At 38.2% G+C, this 22,804-nt stretch carries 20 protein-coding genes; 11 read left to right on the forward strand and 9 right to left on the reverse strand.

What is annotated here, in order from left to right:
- Positions 1 to 3: 3 nt before the first annotated feature.
- From AC1DDX_RS00455 to AC1DDX_RS00475, 5 genes are all read left to right on the forward strand, one after another.
- Positions 4 to 924: a ParB/RepB/Spo0J family partition protein gene (locus AC1DDX_RS00455; protein ID WP_172659050.1), complete on the forward strand. Its 921-nt coding sequence runs from the start codon at positions 4 to 6 to the stop codon at positions 922 to 924.
- Complete coding sequence (locus AC1DDX_RS00460) at positions 924 to 1,574, forward strand: DUF5683 domain-containing protein (protein ID WP_172659051.1); 651 nt, start codon at positions 924 to 926, stop codon at positions 1,572 to 1,574. Before AC1DDX_RS00455 ends, AC1DDX_RS00460 begins: the two co-directional genes overlap by 1 nt.
- A 124-nt stretch (positions 1,575 to 1,698) precedes the next feature.
- On the forward strand, positions 1,699 to 2,439 hold the full coding sequence (gene dapB, locus AC1DDX_RS00465) for a 4-hydroxy-tetrahydrodipicolinate reductase (protein ID WP_048906372.1): 741 nt from the start codon (positions 1,699 to 1,701) through the stop codon (positions 2,437 to 2,439).
- Positions 2,440 to 2,448: 9 nt separating this feature from the next.
- On the forward strand, positions 2,449 to 3,648 hold the full coding sequence (gene lepB, locus AC1DDX_RS00470) for a signal peptidase I (protein WP_337717470.1): 1,200 nt from the start codon (positions 2,449 to 2,451) through the stop codon (positions 3,646 to 3,648).
- A 314-nt stretch (positions 3,649 to 3,962) separates the two neighbouring features.
- The gene (locus AC1DDX_RS00475) at positions 3,963 to 5,387 is read left to right on the forward strand and encodes an alpha-L-fucosidase (RefSeq protein ID WP_337717472.1); all 1,425 of its coding nucleotides are present in this window, start codon (positions 3,963 to 3,965) and stop codon (positions 5,385 to 5,387) included.
- Here AC1DDX_RS00475 and AC1DDX_RS00480 read toward each other — a convergent pair.
- The 8 genes from AC1DDX_RS00480 to AC1DDX_RS00515 form a co-directional block, all read right to left on the reverse strand.
- Positions 5,382 to 6,464, reverse strand: a complete 1,083-nt coding sequence (locus AC1DDX_RS00480) for an Ldh family oxidoreductase (RefSeq protein WP_172659054.1) — start codon at positions 6,462 to 6,464, stop codon at positions 5,382 to 5,384. The genes AC1DDX_RS00475 and AC1DDX_RS00480 overlap by 6 nt on opposite strands.
- An 8-nt stretch (positions 6,465 to 6,472) precedes the next feature.
- Positions 6,473 to 8,059: a bacillithiol biosynthesis cysteine-adding enzyme BshC gene (bshC, locus tag AC1DDX_RS00485; RefSeq protein ID WP_337717474.1), complete on the reverse strand. Its 1,587-nt coding sequence runs from the start codon at positions 8,057 to 8,059 to the stop codon at positions 6,473 to 6,475.
- A gap of 46 nt (positions 8,060 to 8,105) precedes the next feature.
- On the reverse strand, positions 8,106 to 9,440 hold the full coding sequence (gene rimO, locus AC1DDX_RS00490) for a 30S ribosomal protein S12 methylthiotransferase RimO (protein ID WP_048903765.1): 1,335 nt from the start codon (positions 9,438 to 9,440) through the stop codon (positions 8,106 to 8,108).
- A 128-nt stretch (positions 9,441 to 9,568) separates the two neighbouring features.
- Positions 9,569 to 10,531: a signal recognition particle-docking protein FtsY gene (gene ftsY / locus AC1DDX_RS00495; protein ID WP_172659056.1), complete on the reverse strand. Its 963-nt coding sequence runs from the start codon at positions 10,529 to 10,531 to the stop codon at positions 9,569 to 9,571.
- Between the two features lie 73 nt (positions 10,532 to 10,604).
- Positions 10,605 to 10,766: a DUF4295 domain-containing protein gene (locus AC1DDX_RS00500; RefSeq protein WP_069378912.1), complete on the reverse strand. Its 162-nt coding sequence runs from the start codon at positions 10,764 to 10,766 to the stop codon at positions 10,605 to 10,607.
- A gap of 38 nt (positions 10,767 to 10,804) precedes the next feature.
- Positions 10,805 to 10,987 (reverse strand): 50S ribosomal protein L33, encoded by a 183-nt coding sequence (gene rpmG, locus AC1DDX_RS00505; RefSeq protein ID WP_048903767.1) that lies wholly within the window; start codon positions 10,985 to 10,987, stop codon positions 10,805 to 10,807.
- Between the two features lie 40 nt (positions 10,988 to 11,027).
- A complete protein-coding gene (gene rpmB, locus AC1DDX_RS00510) occupies positions 11,028 to 11,261 on the reverse strand; it encodes a 50S ribosomal protein L28 (protein WP_039866682.1) in 234 nt (77 codons plus the stop codon).
- 125 nt (positions 11,262 to 11,386) lie between these two features.
- Positions 11,387 to 11,545, reverse strand: coding sequence for a hypothetical protein (locus AC1DDX_RS00515; RefSeq protein ID WP_337717476.1), 159 nt, complete (start codon positions 11,543 to 11,545; stop codon positions 11,387 to 11,389).
- Positions 11,546 to 11,639: 94 nt separating this feature from the next.
- On the opposite strand from AC1DDX_RS00515, the gene acs reads away from it, so the two are divergent.
- Both acs and AC1DDX_RS00525 read left to right on the forward strand, forming a co-directional pair.
- On the forward strand, positions 11,640 to 13,532 hold the full coding sequence (acs, locus tag AC1DDX_RS00520; RefSeq protein WP_337717477.1) for an acetate--CoA ligase: 1,893 nt from the start codon (positions 11,640 to 11,642) through the stop codon (positions 13,530 to 13,532).
- Positions 13,533 to 13,599: 67 nt separating this feature from the next.
- Complete coding sequence (locus AC1DDX_RS00525; protein WP_048903769.1) at positions 13,600 to 13,785, forward strand: CsbD family protein; 186 nt, start codon at positions 13,600 to 13,602, stop codon at positions 13,783 to 13,785.
- Between the two features lie 65 nt (positions 13,786 to 13,850).
- Here the strand turns inward: AC1DDX_RS00525 and AC1DDX_RS00530 are convergent, their stop codons facing one another.
- The gene (locus AC1DDX_RS00530; RefSeq protein ID WP_477621702.1) at positions 13,851 to 16,784 is read right to left on the reverse strand and encodes a M16 family metallopeptidase; all 2,934 of its coding nucleotides are present in this window, start codon (positions 16,782 to 16,784) and stop codon (positions 13,851 to 13,853) included.
- Between the two features lie 250 nt (positions 16,785 to 17,034).
- On the opposite strand from AC1DDX_RS00530, the gene surE reads away from it, so the two are divergent.
- The 4 genes from surE to AC1DDX_RS00550 all read left to right on the forward strand — a co-directional run bounded on the left by surE (position 17,035) and on the right by AC1DDX_RS00550 (position 22,764).
- A complete protein-coding gene (surE, locus tag AC1DDX_RS00535; protein ID WP_172659059.1) occupies positions 17,035 to 17,814 on the forward strand; it encodes a 5'/3'-nucleotidase SurE in 780 nt (259 codons plus the stop codon).
- A complete protein-coding gene (locus AC1DDX_RS00540; protein ID WP_288883184.1) occupies positions 17,807 to 18,076 on the forward strand; it encodes a stationary phase survival protein SurE in 270 nt (89 codons plus the stop codon). Before surE ends, AC1DDX_RS00540 begins: the two co-directional genes overlap by 8 nt.
- On the forward strand, positions 18,073 to 19,179 hold the full coding sequence (gene lpxB, locus AC1DDX_RS00545) for a lipid-A-disaccharide synthase (protein ID WP_288883183.1): 1,107 nt from the start codon (positions 18,073 to 18,075) through the stop codon (positions 19,177 to 19,179). The genes AC1DDX_RS00540 and lpxB overlap by 4 nt, the downstream gene beginning before the upstream one ends.
- Before the next feature lie 381 nt (positions 19,180 to 19,560).
- On the forward strand, positions 19,561 to 22,764 hold the full coding sequence (locus AC1DDX_RS00550; protein ID WP_216854295.1) for a SusC/RagA family TonB-linked outer membrane protein: 3,204 nt from the start codon (positions 19,561 to 19,563) through the stop codon (positions 22,762 to 22,764).
- The last annotated feature ends 40 nt before the right edge of the window (positions 22,765 to 22,804 follow it).

Consider the following 22,804-nt stretch of genomic DNA (forward strand, 5'->3'; position numbering starts at 1 on the left):
TTAATGACATCTTTTCAGCGAAAAACAGGTTTAGGTAAAGGGTTAAGTGCGCTTTTGGATGACTCAGATGCTGTAAACCCGCCAAAGAACGGGGTGAACCCGGTAAGCGAAACAAAGCAAGAGGGCGGTAACAACAATAATATTGGGCATATTAATATTAATGATGTTGAAACTAACCCGTATCAACCTCGTACTGAATTTGATCAGGTTGCTTTAAATGAGCTTTCTGAATCTATCAGGGTTCAAGGTTTAATACAGCCAATTACGGTAAGAAAACAGCCTGGAGGTAAATATCAGTTGATCTCTGGAGAGAGAAGATTGCGCGCTTCTAAGTTAGCAGGCCTAACCGAAATTCCTGCATATATCCGCAGTGCCAATGATCAGCAAATGCTGGAGATGGCTCTTATTGAGAATATTCAGCGTGAAAATCTTAATGCAATTGAGATTGCACTGAGCTTTCAGCAGATGATAGATGAATGTAATTTGAAACAAGAGCAATTAGGTGAAAGAGTTGGTAAAAATCGTACTACGGTAACCAATTATCTTCGCCTACTGAAATTGCCACCAGCAATACAGGTTTCTATAAGAGATCAAAAGATTTCTATGGGACATGCACGTGCACTGATAAATGTAGAACAGGCAGAAAAACAGCTCTTTATTCATGATGAGATCATTGATAAGGGACTGTCGGTGCGCAAGGTTGAAGAGTTAGTAAGAAGCATAAATAGTGTTCAGGTAAAAGCAAAACCAAGCAGACAGCCTGTTAGTGTTTCATTTGAATATCAAAAACTACAGAGAGATCTAGCATCTAAATTTGCCACTAAAGTTAAGCTGAAAGTCGGTGAAAATGGGAAAGGGGCTATAGAGATCCCATTTATGTCTGAGGATGACCTAAGCCGTATTCTGGAATTATTAGATTGGTAATGTACAAAAGTCTGCTGCTATCGGTTTTGTTTCTTTTTGTGACAGCGTTAGCTCGTGCCCAGGAAACTCCTGTTGTTAAAAAGGATACCCTGGTGATTAAAGCAAAACCAGTAGTAGAACCTGTAAGGGCTCAAAAAGTAGATACAATTAAAAAACCAGCCTACGTAAATCTTGGTAAAATTGCAGGCAGAAGAGCTGCGCTAAGTTCACTTATGCTTCCCGGACTCGGACAAATCAGAAATGGGGTTACCGTTTATAGGCTGGCAAAAGTTGCCGGTCTTTATACAGGGATAACGCTTCTTACTATTTCGTTTATAGACAATAGTAAGAATTACAAGCTTTTTTATGATGAAATCATTTATCGTAGAGCGAATAATAATGAGAAAAGTGCCGATTTCCCATATAACAACATGGATGAGGCTGGATTAATTACTGCAAAGGATCTTTTCAGAAGAAATAAAGAGGTAATTATTTTCTCATACGTTGGGTTGTATCTACTTAATGTAGTCGAGGCCTATATAGATGCCCGCCTGAAATATTTTAATGTAGACGATATAGGGATGAAAATTTCTCCTGGTCTAATCAACACTGATACCATGTATGGTTTTAATAATGTAACGCCTGGGATAAAACTTACTATCAGATTATAGTATATTTTTACGCAAGTTTGAACTCGTATATGAGGGCTTTTAATACCTTTAGCAAAAAAATAAAAAATTAGATGATTCAGTCTTATGTTTAAGTCTGGTTTGTAACAATAAAAGAATAAAACCAATGAAAATAGCATTACTAGGCTATGGTAAAATGGGTCAGATTATTGAACGTTTTGCCTTAGAAAGAGGACATGAGGTAGTTTTGAAAATCAGCATTGATAATCTTGATGACTTAACGGTTGCTAATCTGCGAAAGGCCGATGTAGCTATCGATTTTAGTGCTCCTGATGCGGCAATAAATAATATTTATACCTGTTTTGATGCAAATGTTCCTGTTGTTGTAGGTACTACGGGATGGTATGGCCAATTGCAGGAAGTAAAAAATGAGTGCCTTACACGTAACAATGCACTTCTTTATGGGTCAAACTTTAGCATTGGGGTTAATATCTTCTTTCACATGAACAAGGTATTGGCGAAGTTAATGAACGACTTCCCTGCATACGAGGTCCAGGTAGAGGAAATACATCATACGCAGAAACTAGATTCACCAAGTGGTACAGCTATGACTATTGCCGAAGGCATTATCGAGAATGTTGACAGAAAACGTGAATGGGTAAATGAACTTGTAGGTACAGAGTTCGATGATGTATTAAAGAAAGAACAATTACTGATTGAATCGCATAGAATAGAAAATATACCAGGTACACATACAGTGGTTTATAGTTCTGAGGTAGATGAGATCGAATTTAAACACACTGCTCATAATCGTTCAGGGTTTGCATTAGGTGCAGTAGTAGCTGCCGAATGGCTTGAAAAAAAGCAGGGCTTTTATAATATTGCTGATATATTTAATTTTAAATAATAAAAAAATATGAATTGGAAATTCTGGCAAAAGGAGAATAAGGACACTAAGCCAAAAAAGAAAAAATCCAGAAGCCGAGAATGGGTTGATGCTATTTTGTTTGCAGTAATTGCTGCTACGATAATCAGGGTATTTTTTATAGAAGCATATACTATCCCAACAGGATCTATGGAAAGATCATTATTAATAGGTGATTTCTTATTTGTTAGTAAGGTTAATTATGGCCCTCGTGTGCCAATGACACCAGTTGCATTCCCTTTTGCTCATCATACAATGCCTTTAACCGGTACTAAAGCATATTGGGATGGCGTGCAATGGAAGTACCGCAGATTGCCAGGCTTATCTGAGATCAAAAGAAATGACGTAGTGGTATTTAACTACCCTCAGGGTGATACTGTAGCCCTGGAGATTCAGGACGTTGACTACTATAAAATGGTGAGATCAGAAGGCTGGGATGCAATTAATAAACACTACACTGTTGTAAGCAGACCTGTTGATAAAAGAGAGAATTATATTAAAAGGTGCATCGGTATTGCCGGTGACATAATTAGTATGAAAGATGGTCTTGTTTCTGTAAATGGTAAACCAGAGAAACTTAAAAGTACTGGGCAGATGACTTATGCAGTTACATTTAAAACAGCCGATATCAATTTCTCTGTTTTTGAGGATCTTGGATTTAATATATCAGAGGATATTAATCAATCATCTCCTAATACTTATAGTTTTACAGGCACAGAACCAATGATGGATAAGGTTAGTAAACTGGATTTTGTGCAATCTGTAAAAGAAGTGACTCAACCAGAAGGCTATCAGGAGAAAGATGTTTTTCCTTTTGATCCAAAAAGAAATTGGAATGCTGATAATTTTGGCCCCATTCTTATACCTAAAAAGGGGATGACAGTTCAATTGGATAGTGTATCAATGCCTCTTTACGAGAGAAGTATCAGGATTTATGAGGGTAACAAGTTAGAGAAAGCTGGCACTGGCTGGTTGATTAATGGTAAACCTGCAACCAGTTATACTTTTAAAATGGACTACTACTGGATGATGGGAGATAACAGACATAACTCATTAGATTCTCGCTATTGGGGATTTGTACCTGAAGATCATATTGTAGGAAAAGCATTATTTATTTGGATGAGCTATAATACCAATGGATCATTCTTTAATAAAATAAGATGGAATAGGCTACTGAGAGGAATAAACTAGAACCAAAGATTTATTTAAATAGTAAAAAGAGGGTGTCATTTAGGGAGGGCACTGAAAAAGTCCTTTACAAAAATGGGGCAGTTCATAAATCATGAATTGCCCCATTTTCATTAAGTTGTAAGAAGTTTTTCTAGTTAAAATTTTCTGTAGCCGACCCTGAGAGGGTCAAATTCAATTATTTCATAATTTTATTTCTCTCGGTTATTTTCGAGCCACTTTTTCAGTGCCCATCCATTTAGGGGCCCTCTTTTTTTATATAATTAATATTAAATCAAGGTTGGCAATCGATGGGGATTTCTTTACTTTTAGGGTGCATGAAAAAAAGTATTATAATAATAGGTTTAGTCGCACTTTTTGGCACATCCAAAGCCCAGGATAACGGTGTACATCAACAGTCAACTGTATACGAATGGCCTAAAGATCCTCTGGTTAGCCAAAAACTAGACAAATGGCAGGATCAAAAATTCGGAATGATTATTCATTGGGGGCTATATGCCGTTCCAGGCATTATTGAATCATGGTCTATTTGTTCAGAAGATTGGATCTCAAGAGATAGCACGAGTAACTACGAAGATTATAAAAAATGGTACTGGGGTTTAAGTAAGGATTTTAACCCTGTTAAATTTAATCCAGAACAATGGGCAAAGGCAGGTAAAGATGCAGGCATGCGTTACCTGGTATTTACAACCAAGCACCATGATGGCTTCAATATGTTTGATACTAAAGAGTCAGATTTTAAGATCTCTGCCGGACCATTTAAGGATAATCCTAAAGCTGATGTTGCAAAATATGTATTCGATGCTTTTCGCAAACAAGGCTTTATGATTGGGGCTTACTTTTCAAAACCCGATTGGCATTCTGAATACTATTGGTGGCCAAAATATGCAACCGCGGATAGAAACAATAACTACGATATCAGAAAAAATCCATGGAGATGGAGCATGTTTAAAAAACAGACATTTAACCAGATCAGTGAGTTGATGCATAATTATGGTTCAGTTGATATTCTATGGTTAGATGGTGGATGGGTTAGACCATTAGAAACCGTTAATGAAGAAGTACTTGCATGGGGAATGAAAATTCCTGAATGGAGTCAGGACATTGATATGCCTAAAATTGCCACTATGGCACGTAAAGCACAGCCAGGTTTATTAATGGTAGATAGAACCGTTCATGGGCCTTATGAGAACTATCAAACACCCGAACAAAGCGTGCCAAAAACACAGTTAGCAAACCCATGGGAAAGCTGTATGACCTTAGGCGGTGCATGGGGCTTTGTTCCTAACGATCAGTATAAGTCTGCCACCCAGGTAATTCATACTTTAATTGAGGTGGTGGCAAAAGGAGGCAGTCTGTTGCTGGGAATTGGTCCGAAAGCGGATGGAACTATTCCTCAGGATGCAATATCAAGACTTGAAAACATAGGTAAATGGCTAAATATAAATGGAAAGGCTATTTATGATACAAGAATCACTAAGGAATATCATGATGGTGACACCTGGTTTACCCAAAGTAAGGACGGAAAAACCAAGTATGCATTAACTTGCCTTAAAGATAAAACTCCTGAATATGTAGTTTGGAATGGAAACATACCTGCTAAAGGAACGGCAGTTCAACTAATTCAAACCGGTCAGAAACTTAAATGGGAAAACAAGGGAACTACTGTAAAAGTATGGTTGCCAAAAAATATCCAGAAAGATCTACCAGCATTAGCATTTTCTTTTAAAGGGGCTTTATAGCCCCTCTATTTCTAATTTTTTCGCGAGTTCGTTCAAATCATTAACAACCACGTCAATTAACGGGATACCATTAATTCTACGCTCTTGCTCATAAGCAAATTCCGGTTCTCCCGGAATAATTACCTTTTTATCCGGATCAACAGTTTTAGCACTTTTAAAGCGTTCAATCCAATTGTCAAGATGGTCTTTAAAATCCTGCGCCGGCCTAAAGCCATCAACTCTCATTGCACCAAGAAAATGTCCTATACCTTCTCCAACAGGGTCAGCAGGGGGCTCTAGAAAAGCAACAAATGGCGGTACCCAGGGGCCGTAATTTGCGCCAGACAATACTGCCGATAAAATATCCACAGTAGCACTTAAACCATAACCTTTGTGGCTTCCATGATCTTTGTCGCTACCAAGAGGCAGTAATGAACCACCTTCTTTTAATTGATGCGGGTTTGTTGAAGTATTGCCTGAGGCATCTTGTACCCATCCTTCGGGAATAGGTTGATTTGCTCTTTGAGCAATCTCCAGTTTTCCATTTGCAGCTGCGGCAGTTGCCATATCAACTATAACAGGAGGATATTTACCTGCCGGAAAAGCATAACACATAGGATTGGTGCCTAGCAACCGTTCATTGGCATAAGTAGGCGCAACAAGCGGACTCGCATTAGTCATGCTAATACCAATCATTTCCTCTTCAACTGCCATTAACGAATGATAACCGGCAATACCAAAATGATTTGAATTTTTGACAGCTACCCACCCGCTACCATAAATCCGCGCTTTTTCAATTGCAACTTTCATTGCAAAAGGAGCAACCACTAAACCTAAACCACCATCGCCATCAACCGTGGCGGTTGTAGGAGTTTCATGAACAATTTTTATTACCGGATTCGCATTTATCCGCTGCTTTTCCCACAAACGGACATAGCCGCTTAAACGTGCTACACCATGTGAATCAATACCTCTTAAATCAGATTTTAATAATACATCTGCCGCCAACTGAGCATCGGTTAACGGGCATCCCATTTTTAAAAATACATTCTCTGTAAACTGGCGTAATTTGGTTTCTGTAAAAGTGTAAAAGGTCATCTGATTTTTTAAGCAAAAAGAACTGTAAACTGATGGTCTAAGGGTTTGAAATGGGTGATCAATGAATCAATAAAATCATCACCGTAAAGCACAATCATTGGTGCAATATTAAGTACCCTCTCCTGTAGCACACCCGAAGGGAATAGTTTTTCTTTAAGATTATCTATTTGAGAGAATGAAGTAACATGCTTTCGCTTTTCGGCTCTTAACATCTTTTTCTCCAGTGTAGAGATTAGTTTTAAAGCCTTTGTTTTTGCTGCATCTGCAGATTGAGAAAGGCTTTTGTCTATTTTATAAGCATTAAGCTTTATTTGATCAAAAACAGCTCTTATAGATCGTTCTTCGTTATCAAGAGAGAACTGAAGGTTAACGTGAGATTTAACCCACTCGTTCTTTAGCGCTTCTGGTTCATTAAATAAATTCCTGTGACTAATCCCCAATACTTCCATTCTGGTTTCGCTTCTTTTGTCGATAAGCATAGCTGAATTACGCAATATCAATACAGGGAAATCTATTTTATAATGGTCAAAGTTTGCTTTTAATTGCAGCCAGTAAGTAACTTCCGCCCCACCGCCAATATAGGCTATATTAGGTAGAATCACTTCCTGGTAAACAGGTCTCATTATCACATTAGGGCTAAATCTTTCGGGGTATGAATTTATTTCTTCTTGCAATTCCTCTTTAGTAAAATCAATAGAAGAGTTCATCACTTTGTAACGACCTTTTTCTTCAATAATACGTTCCCTTAAACCATCAATCATATAAAAGAAATTGATCTCTCTTGGGTTAACCTGAGCTTTGTAACCGAGGGTTTCTAACTTAGCATTGGTTTTGCTGATATGCTTAAAGCTATTTTCTTCGGTAATATCTTTATAGATAATCTCAGCAAACTCGCTTTTAAGATTATGGTCATCGGCATCTACGCAAACCAGACCATACTTGCCAAAAAGAGCATCTACCAGTTCACGGGTAGCGTCACTTAACTTTTTGTTTTTAGTATAAGCATGATCAACTATCTTAGAAAACTTAATACCATTTTCGCTTATCCCAAGATATCCTTTATAAGCAGCAAGAGCTTCTGCGATGTCAGAGGTGTCTAGTCTTCCTGTAGCGCCGGCAGCTTTTTTATTCCAGGTAATCATTTTGTCCTCAACCTTAACATGATTGATCTCTTCAAAATCATGATCTTCTGTGGCCATCCAATAAACGGGAACAAAATTGTAATCAGGAAATTGTTGTTTTAAATCACTGGCAAGGTTTATTGCCGTTACTATCTTGTAGATAAAATATAGAGGTCCGGTAAATATATTTAGCTGATGGCCTGTCGTAACAGTAAAAGTTTTCTTATCGGCTAACAGCTCAATGTTGGCTTTTACTAATGACGAAACATGAATTGATGAATATTGTTTTTGTAAAGTGCTAACCAGAATAGCTCTGTCGGCACTAAAATTTCGTTCAGCAATAGCCTTGGTAAAGCCAGTAAAATCCGGTTCATACTTGTAAAAAGGGCTCAGCTTCTCATTTTTTCCGATGTAGTCTAGTACGGTAGAAGAGAACGCATTAGTTTCCTGATAAGAGATGTATTTAGCTTGCATTGCCACGAATTTAAGCTAATAAACTATAAATCTAAATATGAAGCCTTTATTTTACAATCTGTCCATATAGATCGAAATCCTCAGCACGATCAATCTTAACATTTACAAAGGTTCCATTGGCTGCATAACCTGTTGCAGCATCAATTAAAACTTCGTTGTCAACCTCCGGAGAGTCAAATTCAGTACGGCCAATAAAGAAATCACCTTCTTTTCTGTCAACCAAAACTTTATAGGTTTTACCTACTTTATCCTGGTTTATGTCAAAAGAAATACCTTGTTGTAATTCCATAATCGCATCCACACGTGCTTGTTTTACTTCTTCAGGAACATCATCAACTAGATTATGTGCATGGGTTTTTTCCTCATGCGAATAAGTGAAACATCCTAATCTGTCGAAACGGGTTTCTTCTACCCAGCTAAGCATTTCTTCAAAATCCTGCTCAGTTTCTCCTGGGTATCCACAAATTAAAGTAGTACGCATAGCGATGTTCGGTACTTTATCTCTAATCTGATTCACAATGTCGATGGTTTTTTGCTTGGTAATACCACGGCGCATAGATTTTAGCATGTTATCTGTGATGTGCTGCAGAGGCATGTCTAAATATTTGCAAATATTCTCGCGCTCATTCATGGCATCAAGAATTTCCATAGGGAAGCCAGAAGGGTAGGCGTATTGCAACCTGATCCACTCAATTCCTTTCACGTCAGATAGTCTGCGCAATAACTCATCAAGGTTACGTTTTCCATAAATGTCAAGGCCATAATAGGTAAGGTCTTGTGCAATTAGAATAAGTTCCTTGGTTCCGTTGGCAGCTAATATCTTAGCTTCATTCACCAATTCTTCCATATCACGGGATACGTGTTTACCACGCATCAGCGGAATGGCACAGAAAGAGCAAGGTCTGTTACAGCCTTCTGCAATCTTAAAATAAGCGTAATGAGAAGGAGTAGTTAACAGGCGTTCGCCTATTAGCTCATGCTTATAATTTGCACCTAAGGAGTGCAGTAAGTTATTTAAATCGTTGGTGCCAAAGTAGGCATCAACGTTAGTAATTTCCGCCTCTAATTCAGGTTTGTAACGCTCAGATAAGCATCCGGTTACAATTACTTTACCAACTTTTCCTTCATCTTTTAGCTGGCTGTATTGTAATATGGTGTCTATGGATTCTTGCTTTGCATTATCTATAAAACCACAGGTATTGATTACCACAATATCATTTTTGCCAATCTGATTAGACTCATGAACAACATCTAAACTGTTTCCGCGCAATTGACCCATTAGAACCTCAGAATCGTAAGTATTTTTGGAGCAGCCCAGTGTAATTACGTTGATCTTTGGTTTTTTAACGGGGATTATTTTTGTGGAAGTTTTTGTATTCATGTTTTGTAAGTCAGTATATTTTTTTATTTTATTTTATGCTTGTTTGTACGTCAGCCATCCAAGAATAGTAACTAATGATGTTTTTAAACGCTTCGTCATCTCGACGATAGGAGAGATGACGGAGTGTGCTATTTAAACAAGCTATCAACAAATGCTTTTTTATCAAACAATTGCAGGTCGTTCATGCTTTCGCCAACGCCTATGTATTTTACGGGTATTTTAAATTGATCTGAGATTCCGATAACAACGCCACCTTTAGCAGTGCCGTCAAGTTTAGTAATAGCTAAGGCATTTACATCGGTTGCTTCAGTAAATTGCTTGCACTGTTCAAAAGCATTTTGTCCTGTAGATCCGTCAAGTACCAATAATATTTCGTGCGGTGCTCCAGGGACTACCTTTTGCATCACATTTTTAATTTTACCAAGTTCGTTCATTAAACCAACCTTGTTGTGCAAACGTCCGGCAGTATCAATAATTACAACATCTTCGCCATTAGCAACGGCCGACTGCAATGTGTCGAAAGCTACAGAAGCAGGATCAGATCCCATTGCCTGTGCTACCACACGAACGCCCACACGCTCACCCCAAAGTTTAATCTGCTCAACCGCTGCGGCTCTAAAAGTATCGGCAGCACCTAAAACAACTTTAAGATTTTCTGCTTTAAGTTTATGTGCCAGTTTCCCTATTGTTGTGGTTTTGCCCACGCCATTTACACCAACTACCATAATAACGTATGGCTTGTGGTTACCGTATTCAAAACTTCTGAAATCGTTGCTGTTATTTTCTGCAAGTAACAGTTGAATTTCATCACGCAGCAGATTGTTTAGTTCGGAGGTAGATAAGTATTTGTCCTTTGCTACACGTTTCTGTATGCGATCGATAATCTTTAATGTGGTGGTTACACCAACATCAGAGGTTACCAGAACTTCTTCGAGGTTATCCAGTACATCATCATCCACTGTAGATTTACCAGCTACAGCTTTAGTGATCTTACTTAAAAAGCCCTCTTTAGTTTTCTCTAATCCCTTGTCGAGAGCTTCCTGCGCTTCAGGCGCGGTCTCTTTTTTCTTAAAAAAATCAAATAAACCCATAAGAATGTATAGAAAAACAAAAAAAAGCCCTCCCAGAATAAAGGGACGGCTTTAATATTATAAAATATTAAAATTATTTTTTAGATGCAGAAATAGCATCTTGAACGTGATCGTTGTGAACAATAACTTCTTTGAAAGAATAAGCACCAGATTTTGGCGACTTAGTCATTGTAATAACTTTCGAATATTCCTTTCCTTTACCCGTTTTCAGGGTTGCAACTACCTTTTTTGCCATGATCTAAATAGATTGTATTTAGTTAAATACTAAATGTATTACTTAATTTCTTTGTGTACAGTTACTTTTCTCAACACTGGATTGAATTTTTTCAACTCTAATCTCTCAGTAGTGTTTTTACGGTTTTTAGTAGTGATATATCTAGAAGCACCAGGCATGCCGCTTGCTCTATGTTCTGTACACTCTAGAATAACTTGTACTCTGTTACCTTTTTTTGCCATTTTATTAATATTAAGGTTGATTTCACATCAACCAATGTTTCTACAAATATCCTTTTTTCATGAAGCGGTTAATCGCTTCTGTAATACCAATTTTATTGATGGTTTTGATAGCTGAAGTAGATACTTTCAGTGTTATCCAACGATCCTCATCAGGAATATAAAATTTCTGAAGTTGTAAGTTGGGATAAAACTTACGCTTGGTTTTAACGTTTGAGTGAGAAACATTAAAACCTGTCATTGCCATTTTTCCGGTTAAATCACAAACTCTAGACATGCCTTTAAATATATTGTTAATTGTTCTTCGCTTAATTTTTTTAAGAGTGTGCAAATATCAGTAAAATATTTGTAATCATCAAGTAAGAGTCAAAAATAATTTCAATTATTATTTATTCATCACAACTACATATATAAAGTAATAACATCGCCAACGCCTCTAACGTACATCGAGCCAACCACCTTCGTAGTATGTTCCACAAAAAGTGCATTTTTACGAATCTGTTCCGAAGATACCTCGAACAAGTGTGGAACAAGCTCAACGCCAAATCCCTTTCCGAACATGCTTTTTAGCCACTATAATATTGATCAATAAAATTGTTTTTATAAAGCACAATTTTATCTAAGTTTGGGTTTTAGTTGTTGAAATAAACCAAATATGCAAATTAATTCATTTGAAGAATATCAAAAAACTTATCAGTTAAGCGTAGATCAACCTGAGCAATTCTGGGCAGGTATAGCCGATAATTTTCTTTGGAAAAAAAAGTGGGATAAAGTACTTTCCTGGAACTTTTCAGAGCCTAATATCAAATGGTTCGAAGGTGCCAAACTGAACATTACCGAAAACTGTCTTGATCGCCACCTGGCTGATAATGGCGATAAACCTGCCATTATCTGGGAGCCAAATGATCCACAAAAAGACAGCATTACTTTAAGTTATAGAATATTACACGAACAGGTTTGCCGCTTTGCCAATGTTCTGAAAAAGAACGGTGTACAAAAAGGCGATAGGGTTTGTATTTATATGCCAATGGTTCCGGAGCTAGCCGTGGCGGTACTTGCATGTGCACGTATTGGCGCTGTGCATTCTGTTGTATTTGGTGGTTTTTCTGCTAAATCTATAGCCGATCGTATTAATGACGCCCAGTGCAGGGTAGTAATTACCGCTGATGGTGCATTTAGAGGTAATAAGCAAATTCAATTAAAAGAAGTAATTGACGATGCACTGATTGGTTGCCCAAGTGTTGCAAAAGTTATTGTTTTAACACATACCAGAACTCCTGTTTCTATGTTAAAAGGACGCGATATCTGGTGGGAAGATGAGATAAAATTAGTTGATACCAATTGTCCGGCCGAAGAAATGGATGCCGAGGATTTGCTGTTTATATTATATACATCCGGCTCTACAGGTAAACCAAAAGGTGTGGTACATACTGTTGGTGGATATATGGTTTATGCCGGATACACATTTTCTAATGTATTTAACTATCAACCTGATGAAGTGTTCTTCTGCACGGCAGATATTGGTTGGATAACCGGACACTCTTATATTGTTTACGGACCCCTTTCGCAAGGCGCAACAACGGTAATATTTGAAGGTATTCCAACTTATCCAGATGCGTCAAGAATGTGGCAGGTGGTTGAAAAACATAAAGTAAATATTTTATATACTGCCCCAACAGCAATCAGATCTTTAATGAGTTTTGGTCTGCAGCCTATTGAAGGGGTCGACTTAAGCTCTTTAAGGGTTTTAGGATCGGTAGGAGAGCCTATAAACGAGGAAGCCTGGCATTGGTTTGACGAAAATATAGGCAAGAGCAATTGCCCTATTGTTGACACCTGGTGGCAAACTGAAACTGGTGGTATCATGATTTCACCAATCGCCTTTGTAACGCCAACTAAACCTAGTTTTGCAACACTTCCCTTACCTGGTATACAGCCGGTGTTGGTTGATGAGCAGGGCAACGAGATTGAAGGTAACGGTGTGAGCGGTAATTTATGTATTAAATTCCCTTGGCCTGGTATGTTGCGTACGACTTACGGAGATCATGAACGTTGTAAACTGACTTATTTCTCTACTTACGAGAACATGTATTTTACAGGGGATGGTTGTTTAAGAGACGAAGATGGTTACTATAGAATTACTGGTAGGGTAGATGATGTAATTAATGTATCTGGCCATAGAATTGGTACTGCCGAAGTTGAAAACGCAATTAATATGCACGCAGGTGTGGTAGAAAGCGCTGTAGTAGGTTTTCCACATGAGGTAAAAGGGCAAGGTATTTATGCTTTTGTAATTTTCCCAAATGCACATGGTGATGAAGATCTTACCCGTAAGGATATTCTTCAAACGGTTACCCGTGTTATCGGGGCTATTGCTAAGCCCGATAAAATACTCTTCGTTTCGGGATTGCCTAAAACAAGATCCGGTAAAATTATGCGCCGTATTTTAAGAAAAATTGCAGAGGGTGATACTACCAATTTAGGAGACATTACTACGCTTCTGGATCCTGCGGTTGTTGATGAAATTATAGAAAAAGCAAAAAAGTAACAAACAATTATTCCTTAAGCTTGTTTATGTAGTGTCTATTTATTGTTAAACAAAATAAGAAACTATCATGGATAAGTTAGAATTAAAAGGAAAATGGAATGAAATTAAGGGTAAAGTGAAACAAGCGTATGCTGACTTAACCGAGGATGATTTGAAGCATGAAGAGGGGAAAGATGATGAGTTGTTGGGTAAATTGCAGCAAAAAACAGGTAAAACCAGAGATGAACTGGTAACCTGGATAAAATCATTATAAGAAACATAAATAAAAGGGCCTGATCAATTATGGTCAGGCCCTTTTATTTATGAGGATTTTGGATTTTAATACCCAAATATTTGTTCCAATGTTAACTTGGTAACGGTTCCAAACTTCTGCATGTCTTCTAATCTCACTTTTTTCTCTGAAGCAACAATGCAATAATTGTAAGGCTTGTTAGCAACATTGTTGGTGTGAAATTCTTTGATGTCAGCAAATGTTAAAGGCTTTAAACCATTGTACTCGTCAATTCTCGAATCATGGTCAATCCCAAGTTTCTGATCTGCAAAGTAACTCTGTATAATATCATCTTTAGTAACACGGCTGGTTTCCAACGCATTTAATGCATTGTATTTTGAGGCTTCGAACGATTTATCTGCTTGTGGTAAAACATTAAGCAATTCGTTCATCCCTGCCACGGCGTCGTTCATTTTATCAGCCTGACTACCTACATAAGCTATCATAGCATAATTCTTGTCTTTTCTGTCGGGCGATGAATAAACGGCAAATGTTGAATAAGCCAAAGCTTTAGATTCACGTATAGTTTGGAAAACTATAGATCCCATACCCCCACCAAAATAGCTATTGAATAAGTTTACTTTGGCTGTAAGGTCTGGATTAAAAACGCCTCCATTTCTTATCCAGCGAATTTCTGACTGAACCATGTCGTAATCTGCAAAATAGACCTGATTGGTCGCATTGTTGGTGTACGTGAATTTTTTAGCCGGTGGTTCAGGGCTAAACGCTGCAGGTAATTTATGAAGTTTACCTATGCTTTCTGTAAAAGCTTCCAGGGTGTGTGGTCCATAATAGGTAATGGTGTGTTTAAAGTTGTCGATATTATGTAGGATGCTGATCAACTGGTCTGAAGTAATATTTTTTATTTCTTCGTTGCTTGAGGTAGAATTAAATGGATTGCTAGCTCCATATTGAGCATAGTTCATTAAACCGCCTAGTATTGCACTCTTATTAAGTTTGTTGTTCTCTCTTGCTTTAAGGATACGGCTTTTAAGTTCTACCAATGCCTGTTCATTCGGTTTGCAGTTGGCCAAAATATGCTCAACCAGCATTACAGCTTTCTCAAAGTTTTCTTGTAAGCCACTAATATTTATAGTAGTAACCTCGTTACCCACATTGATGCTATAGGTGCAGGCAATATTATAAAATTCTTTACTTATTTGTTCGGCAGAGTATTTATCCGTCGCTAAAAAAGTTAAGTATTGCGAAGCATATGGTTGCAGCATGTTGTTTAATGCGCCCATTTCGAAACGGTAAGATAAGCGGAAAATGCTGTTCTCTTTATTTTGAACTGTTATTACATCGGCAATGCCCACTTTGCCATAGTTTAAGTCTTTTTTATAATCGAGGAACTTAGGTGCTATAGGATTTGTTGGAGCTGCAAGCAGATCTTTGGTGAAAACAGATGTTTCTGCAGCATTTGTGTTTACGGGAGTGATGGCAGGTTTTTCGACCTTCGCAATGTTTTTGTCCTCACCTTTGTGTTTAAATGCAATAACATAGTTGTTGATGAAAAACTGTTTTGCAAATTCAGTAACCTGGCTCTTGGTAATCTTAGCCATCTCATCAGGATTGCTTAAAGATTTGTCCCATTTGGTTCCACGATTTAAAATAAATTCATTAGTTGCGGCATCAACACGGTATGCATTATTGTCGAAGGCTTGCAGTAATCCTAGTTTACTATTGGCTACAGTTGCTTTGATAAGGCTTTCATCAAAATCTCCTTTCTTTAAGATCTCAATTTGATCAAGTAATAGCTTTTGAACTTCTTCTAATGTTTGGCCTTGTTTAGGTTGGGCCGACATATTGAAAACGCCATAATCCTTCATCTGCTGATAGCCAGCGCTTGAGCGTAAAACTTTTTGCTGTTTGTTTAAGTTGATGTCGAACAAACCTGCTTTTCCGTTCGCTAAAATGCTTGATATTAAATCTAATAGCATGCTCTGTTTGGTGTTCTCAGCATATCCTCTATAAGATATTTCTACACTCTCTGCACTGGGGCCATATATATCGACCTTTTGAATTTTAGTTAACGGTTTTTCAGGAGCCGGATTGTAAAGTGTAACAGGTTTTGATTGCATAAAGGCAAATGACTTGTCAACTTTTTTAATCATTTCATCAGGGTTAAAATCTCCAGCCAATACTACTGCCATATTATTAGGTACATAATATTTATTGTAATACTTTCTGATTTCGACAAGAGATGGGTTTTTAAGGTGCTCTATTGTACCAATAGTGGTTTGCTGACCATAATTATGAGTAGGAAATAATAGTGCCGACATTTTCTCATCCATTTTCCAGGCATCATTATCAAGTCCACGGTTTTTCTCTTCATAAACAGCCTCCAGTTCAGTGTGGAAGATGCGGAAAACAGGATTGCGGAATCTTTCCGCCTGCAGAGCTAAAAACTTATCAGTGGCATTGGCCGGAAAATCTTCATTGTATACGGTTTCTTCATACCATGTATGGGCATTGCTAGACTGGYCGCCAATTGCTTTAATCATTTTATCGTATTCATTGGCAATTGAATAATTAGATGCCAGACCAGATGTTTTATCTATCTGCGCGTAAATCTCTTTCCGTTTAGCAGGATCAGTGGTTTTGTTGTATTGCTCGTATAATCCATCTATCTTATCTAACAAAGGTTTCTCTTTTGTATAGTCCATTGTTCCGAATTTGTCGGTTCCTTTAAATAGCAAATGCTCCAGGTAATGTGCTAAGCCAGTTGCTGTACGCGGATCTGTATTACTTCCCGCTCTAACAGCCATTCTGAACTCAATAGTCGGTTCTTTTACGTTTTGTGATAAAATAACCGTTAGCCCATTTTTTAGTGTGTAAAACCGCGACTTGGTTGGGTCGTTTGTTACGTATTTGTAAGTGTATCCATCAGTGGTGGCTGTTTTCCATTGATAGCCAGATTGAGCCATAACCCCAGACCCTATCAAAAGGAAAAAGGATAGCGCTAATAGTTTGTTCTTCATATATTTTATTTTTTTATGTATAGTAAGGTTGTCTTGGATCCTTATTAAAATAAATTTAAATCCCATATGGCCTCACAGCTTTTAAGTTATACATCAAATATATGTGGATTGTGTATTAAGTCCTGAACTTTAGATCGAATTCTTGTACTTTTACGGCAACAAGGGCTGTAGGCATACCAGTTTTGCTTAAATAGGTGATTCTGACATATCAACAGGCTTTTATGATTATAATAAAACAGATATATCTTAAATGAAAAAGCAGCAATCCAGACCTAATATTTTAGTGGTAAACGACGACGGTATAACCGCTCCGGGAATTAAGAATTTGATTGAAGTTGTTGAGGAAATCGGAAATGTAGTTGTAGTAGCACCAGATGGACCTCAGTCGGGGATGGGCCACGCAATTACTATTGGTAAGCCATTGCGTTTTGATCGGGTAGATTTGTATCCTGGTGTGGAAATGTATAAATGTTCCGGTACACCTGTTGATTGCGTTAAGCTTGCTGTAAATAAAATATTTAAAGGTAAAAAGCCTGATCTGTGTGTTTCTGGTGTAAATCATGGGTTAAATAATTCCATCAATGTGATCTATTCAGGAACCATGTCGGCCGCGGTTGAAGGGGCAATAGAAGGTATCCCTTCGATTGGTTTCTCACTTGATGATTTTTCGCAAGAGGCAGATTTTAGTCATTGTAAAAAGTTTATTAAAGCCATTTCTTTACAGGTACTTGAACATGGTTTACCGCCTGCAACATTGCTTAATGTTAATTTTCCAAAAGGCGACGGTTTAAAAGGCATTAAGATTTGCCGACAAGCGAATGCTAAATGGGCAGAAGAATTTGATGAAAGAAAAGACCCATATGAACGCCCTTATTACTGGTTAACAGGTGTTTTTCAAAATAATGATAAAGGTGAAGATACTGATGTTTGGGCGCTGGAGAATGGTTTTGTTTCAGTAGTTCCTGTTCAGTTTGATTTAACAGCGCATCATGCAATTCCTGTTTTAAATACCTGGACATTTGATGTTTAGAAATGTAAAGAATTCTGTATTAATAGGTTTGGGTATCGGTGCTTTGGTGCCTGGTGTATTGGTTGCCGGGGTATGGTACCTGATGCATAGGTTCGCTTTTTTAGCTAAAGCAGATCTTTTGTTGATTGGCTGTATTGCTGTAAATGCCTTATTAATGCATTATTTTTTTAAACAGAATAAGGATAATGTGGGCAGGGGTATTATCAGTGCAACATTTCTATGGGCATTTGCCTTCTTTTATTATAAAGTTACCCAATCATGAGATACTATTTAGTAGCCGGAGAAGCATCCGGAGATTTACATGGAGCCAACTTAATGAAGGCATTAAAAGTTCAGGATCTAAATGCGGAATTCAGATTTTATGGTGGTGATAAAATGAAAGCTGAGGGGGGTATTCTTAAAAAGCACTATGCTGAAATGGCATTTATGGGCTTTACCGAGGTTTTGTTAAATCTACGTACCATCCTTAAAAATATGAAGGCATGTAAGGCTGATGTATTGGAATATCATCCTGATACGCTGATTCTTATTGATTTTCCTGGCTTCAATTTAAAAATAGCAGAGTTTGCTAAAGAGAATGGAATTCGTGTTTGCTATTATATTTCTCCAAAGGTTTGGGCATGGAATCAAAAGCGTGTATTAAAAATCAAAAGGATAGTTGATAAGCTGTTTTGCATTTTGCCTTTCGAAGTAGATTTTTATAAAGAATGGGGCATGGAGGTCGATTATGTTGGCAATCCTTTATTAGATGCAATTGCTCAATTTACTCCTGACCCTTCTTTCAAAAAAACTTATGGGTTGAATGATAAGATTATAGCACTGCTTCCTGGTAGCAGAAAACAAGAAATTGAGCGCTTGCTGCCAGATATGCTAAGTGTAACAGGTCGTTTTCCCGATTACAAGTTTGTTGTTGCAGCGGCTCCTGATTTTGATGAGAATTATTACAAACAATTCATCTCGTCTGAAAATGTAACGCTGGTTTTTGAACGAACTTATGACCTATTGAATGTTGCCGCGGCCGCAATTGTAGCATCTGGTACGGCAACGCTTGAAACTGCTTTGTTTCATATACCGCAAGTTGTGGTTTATCGCGGAGGGGCAATCTCTGTTGCTATTGCCAGGATGCTTGTTAAAATAAGGTTCATTTCTTTGGTGAACTTGATTATGGATAGAAAGGTGGTTACAGAATTAATTCAGGAAGATTGTAATACACAAAATATTTCTGATGAGCTTGGCCTCATCTTAAGTGGAGAAGGTAGACAAAAAATGCTGGGCGATTACGAAGAATTATCTTCAAAAATGGGAACTGCCGGTGCATCAGAACGTACTGCAAAACTCATAATTTCGTATCTAAAGGGGATTTAGGAAGTCCCTCTGTTTCAGTTTTTTAAGCTAGATTTATTTTTTAAAAAATATTCTTTTGTGAATTATTTTCCTTATTATTGGTATAGATAAAACGTTTTTATAAAATATAGCTCCCATATATTATGAGAAACAGAACCAACCAACCAGTAGTACATCTACACCAGGAATTTCTCCTTTTGATTGTAAGAGAAATTAGATTTTTTTTACACCCCACCTTGTATGATCCTGTTGCTTTAAAAGCATCTTAATTATACCCTTTTCAAACTTTTCTTAAGCATTCCTTTTTAAGGTCATGTGCGTTGTTGCGTGCTTGTGATTTTACATTGGAATGGGGGTTTTTAGTACGCTTACTCTAACTAAATATAAACTAAAATTAAGCTAATGAAAATCAAACAAATTATCCTCGCAGGGATTCCAATGCTCTGTTTAACAGGGTTACAATCCTATGCGCATCCCGCTGATTACACCAAAATCAGTTCCGGTATGGGCAGTGTCGCCTTCTTTCAGGCACAGAAAATTGTGATTACAGGCACTGTGGTTGATGAAAAATCTCAACCTATACCTGGTGTAGGGATCAAATCTCTCAAAACAAACAAGTCTACCGTTACCAATGCCAGTGGTAAATTCAGCATTGAGGTAGATAATGCAAGTGAGCAACTCTCGTTCTCGTATATCGGGTATGCTACTCAAACCCGGGCCGCGGGGTCTGGTGCTTCACCACTTACCATTAAAATGGTTCCTGCCGAAGGAGTTGAATTGGCAGATGTAGTGGTGATTGGTTATGGTACCTCTAAAAAATCTGATTTAACCGGTGCGGTAGGTACGGTAAAAGCAGAGCAATTGCAGGAACGTCCGGCATCTTCTCTAAATCAGGCCTTAACAGGAAGGATATCCGGAGTCCAGGTCAATACAAACTCAGGTCGGCCTGGCGGAAGAGCCAATGTCAGGATTCGTGGTTTTAGTTCCATCAACTCATCTAATAATCCTTTATATGTAGTAGATGGGGTTCAGTTGCCAATGGGAAATCAAGCCCAGGCCAGCCAGGCTATTGACTACATCAATCCTAATGACATCGTTTCTGTAGAGGTGTTGAAAGACGCATCCTCTACCGCTATTTATGGTTCCAGGGGAGCCAATGGTGTTATTCTGGTTACAACCAAGCGCGGAAAGACCGGTGAAAGCAGGATAGATTATAATGTAGATGTGAGTGTGCCGTCAGTTGGTCCTAATTTTCCGAAAGTATTAAATGCGAAAGAATTCCTGGCTGTGGAAGATCTGGCATATAAAAACATGGAAAAATATGACCCGGCAGGATGGGCAGCAGGTAAATATGTTACAAGAAACCCAGCCCTGGCCAGAAAGGATCCAAGGTTGTTTGATAGTAGCGGCAACCCTTATTTTGATACCGACTGGCTTAAAGAGGCTACTCAGAACAAGCTATCTCAAAATCATGAGCTTGGTTTTAGTGGAGGTAATGAGCGCACTACCTATGCCTTTTCAATCGGACACAGAAATGATCAGGGACTCATCAAGACCTCATTCCTCAAGCGATATTCTGGCAGGTTCAGTATTGATGACCAGGTAAAACCATGGTTAAAGGTAGGGGGTACGCTAAGCTACACCAATCAAAACGAAAATCTGGTAGATCAAAGTGATCAGGTGGCGCGCAGTATTGTAGAAGATTTTCCGTTTTTACCTGTAAAATACAGTAACGGTTTTTATGCTGATAACAGAGACTATCCAAATGCCGAGGGCCGTTTCAATGTAGTGCACAGGTTGTATGATACCAAGTTTTTACTGGGAACCCAAACAACCCTTGGCAGTCTGTATTCAAATATCAAGTTTGCCGAAGGTTTAGAAATGAAAACCATAATAGGTGCAAATGTGATTTCACAGGAAAATAATGAATACAGCGGGCGTACGCTAAATATCTCTGATCAGGGCTATGCTGCCGGACGTACCCGGAAGGAAGCCTTCTGGTCTATAGAAAATTTCCTGACCTACAACAAGCGCTTTAACGAGAATCACTCCATCACTGGTTTATTGGGGATATCCTGGCAGAAAAGCACTTTCAACAACATCAGCTCTGAGGTAAGGGGCTTTGCAACTGATTATTTTGAATTTAACAATTTAGGAGCAGGCAGTCTGAATCCGCAGGTCGGATCCAATAGATCGCTGCAACAACTTAACTCTTACTTTGGTAGACTAAATTATAGTTTTAAGGATAGATATTTGTTCACTGTTACTGGTCGTGCGGACGGCTCCTCGAAGTTTGGCGAAAGTAACAAATATTCGTTCTTTCCCTCTGCAGCAATTGCATGGAGAGTTTCTGAAGAGAATTTCTTAAAAGACAACCGCGTTATTTCTAATTTAAAGCTTCGCAGTAGCATCGGAGTTACAGGTAATTCGGAAATACCACCATACTCATCACTTCCCCTGCTGGGCACCAATTATCCAGCAGTTATTAATGATGTAAGAGTAGTTGGAACAGGTCTAAACAGACTTGCTAATCCGGATCTTCGCTGGGAAAAGACCACACAAAGCGATGTTGGTGTTGAACTGGGAATGTTTGGCGGCAAAATATCACTGGAGTTGGATCTTTATTATAGGAAAACCACAGACATGTTGCTGGATGCGCCGGTTCCACGTACAAGTGGTTTTGTAAATATCCGAAAAAATATCGGATCTATGGAGAATAAAGGGTTGGAAGCTCAATTGAATACCACAAACTTTGATTCAGAAGATTTTTCATGGAAAACGTCTTTTAATATATCCTTTAATAAAAACAAAATACTTTCTCTGGCAACACCTGCTGATATCTTTGGTATAGGTGGTCCTAACTTTACCAATCCAACTAATATTATCCGTGTTGGAGAGGCTGCTGGTTCATTCTGGGGACTTACCCGTTTGGGTGTTTGGTCTGAAGCAGAGCGTGCAGAAGCAGCTAAATTTGTGAGTTATCGAAATGGAAATACAATTCTACCAGGTGATATTAAATATCTTGATGTGAATGGAGATTATGCTATAAATGATGCCGACAGATCAATTATTGGTAATGGTAGTCCAGACGCCTGGGGTGCATTATCCAATACTTTCCGCTATAAGAGTGTTGACCTAACTGTTGAACTTCAATATTCAGTTGGGGCAGACGTGATGGACATGACTACTCACTCTAGTGAAGACAGGGTTTCTCTGGCCAACAGCTATGCTACGGTATTGAACGCGTGGACTCCTCAAAACCAGAATACGCAGATTGCCGAAATCCGTGATACTCGTGCCGGCTATGTAACCAATGTGGATACCCATTGGATCAAAGACGGTTCGTTCATCCGTGGCCGGAATGTGTTGCTTGGATATAACTTCGCCAATTCAATTGTACAAAAAATGAGGTTGAACAGATTAAGGGTCTATGTATCTGCACAAAACCTCTTTTTGATTACCAGTAAAGAGCTTCAGGGAGACCCTGAAACAACACCAACAGGTGGGTATGCAAATGATGGCAATAACGTATTCTCGCAGGGAATGAATTGGCACAGCTACCCAAGACCAACAATCTTCATGTTGGGTTTAAATATAGGTTTGTAATGTTTTTATTAAATCATTTTAATGATGCGATTAACACTTA

This window comes from Pedobacter sp. 10L46_2 (genome assembly GCF_056395165.1).

Bases quoted from the DNA above. Each gene is read 5' to 3' on its own strand.
- AC1DDX_RS00475 (WP_337717472.1), top strand. From the start codon at position 3,963: ATGAAAAAAAGTATTATAATAATAGGTTTAGTCGCACTTTTTGGCACA.
- AC1DDX_RS00515 (WP_337717476.1), bottom strand. From the start codon at position 11,545: ATGTTCGGAAAGGGATTTGGCGTTGAGCTTGTTCCACACTTGTTCGAG.
- dapB (WP_048906372.1), top strand. From the start codon at position 1,699: ATGAAAATAGCATTACTAGGCTATGGTAAAATGGGTCAGATTATTGAA.
- rpmG (WP_048903767.1), bottom strand. From the start codon at position 10,987: ATGGCAAAAAAAGGTAACAGAGTACAAGTTATTCTAGAGTGTACAGAA.
- rpmB (WP_039866682.1), bottom strand. From the start codon at position 11,261: ATGTCTAGAGTTTGTGATTTAACCGGAAAAATGGCAATGACAGGTTTT.
- bshC (WP_337717474.1), bottom strand. From the start codon at position 8,059: ATGCAAGCTAAATACATCTCTTATCAGGAAACTAATGCGTTCTCTTCT.
- acs (WP_337717477.1), top strand. From the start codon at position 11,640: ATGCAAATTAATTCATTTGAAGAATATCAAAAAACTTATCAGTTAAGC.
- AC1DDX_RS00460 (WP_172659051.1), top strand. From the start codon at position 924: ATGTACAAAAGTCTGCTGCTATCGGTTTTGTTTCTTTTTGTGACAGCG.
- rimO (WP_048903765.1), bottom strand. From the start codon at position 9,440: ATGAATACAAAAACTTCCACAAAAATAATCCCCGTTAAAAAACCAAAG.
- lpxB (WP_288883183.1), top strand. From the start codon at position 18,073: ATGAGATACTATTTAGTAGCCGGAGAAGCATCCGGAGATTTACATGGA.
- AC1DDX_RS00480 (WP_172659054.1), bottom strand. From the start codon at position 6,464: ATGACCTTTTACACTTTTACAGAAACCAAATTACGCCAGTTTACAGAG.
- AC1DDX_RS00500 (WP_069378912.1), bottom strand. From the start codon at position 10,766: ATGGCAAAAAAGGTAGTTGCAACCCTGAAAACGGGTAAAGGAAAGGAA.
- AC1DDX_RS00525 (WP_048903769.1), top strand. From the start codon at position 13,600: ATGGATAAGTTAGAATTAAAAGGAAAATGGAATGAAATTAAGGGTAAA.
- AC1DDX_RS00455 (WP_172659050.1), top strand. From the start codon at position 4: ATGACATCTTTTCAGCGAAAAACAGGTTTAGGTAAAGGGTTAAGTGCG.
- ftsY (WP_172659056.1), bottom strand. From the start codon at position 10,531: ATGGGTTTATTTGATTTTTTTAAGAAAAAAGAGACCGCGCCTGAAGCG.
- lepB (WP_337717470.1), top strand. From the start codon at position 2,449: ATGAATTGGAAATTCTGGCAAAAGGAGAATAAGGACACTAAGCCAAAA.
- surE (WP_172659059.1), top strand. From the start codon at position 17,035: ATGAAAAAGCAGCAATCCAGACCTAATATTTTAGTGGTAAACGACGAC.
- AC1DDX_RS00540 (WP_288883184.1), top strand. From the start codon at position 17,807: ATGTTTAGAAATGTAAAGAATTCTGTATTAATAGGTTTGGGTATCGGT.
- AC1DDX_RS00550 (WP_216854295.1), top strand. From the start codon at position 19,561: ATGAAAATCAAACAAATTATCCTCGCAGGGATTCCAATGCTCTGTTTA.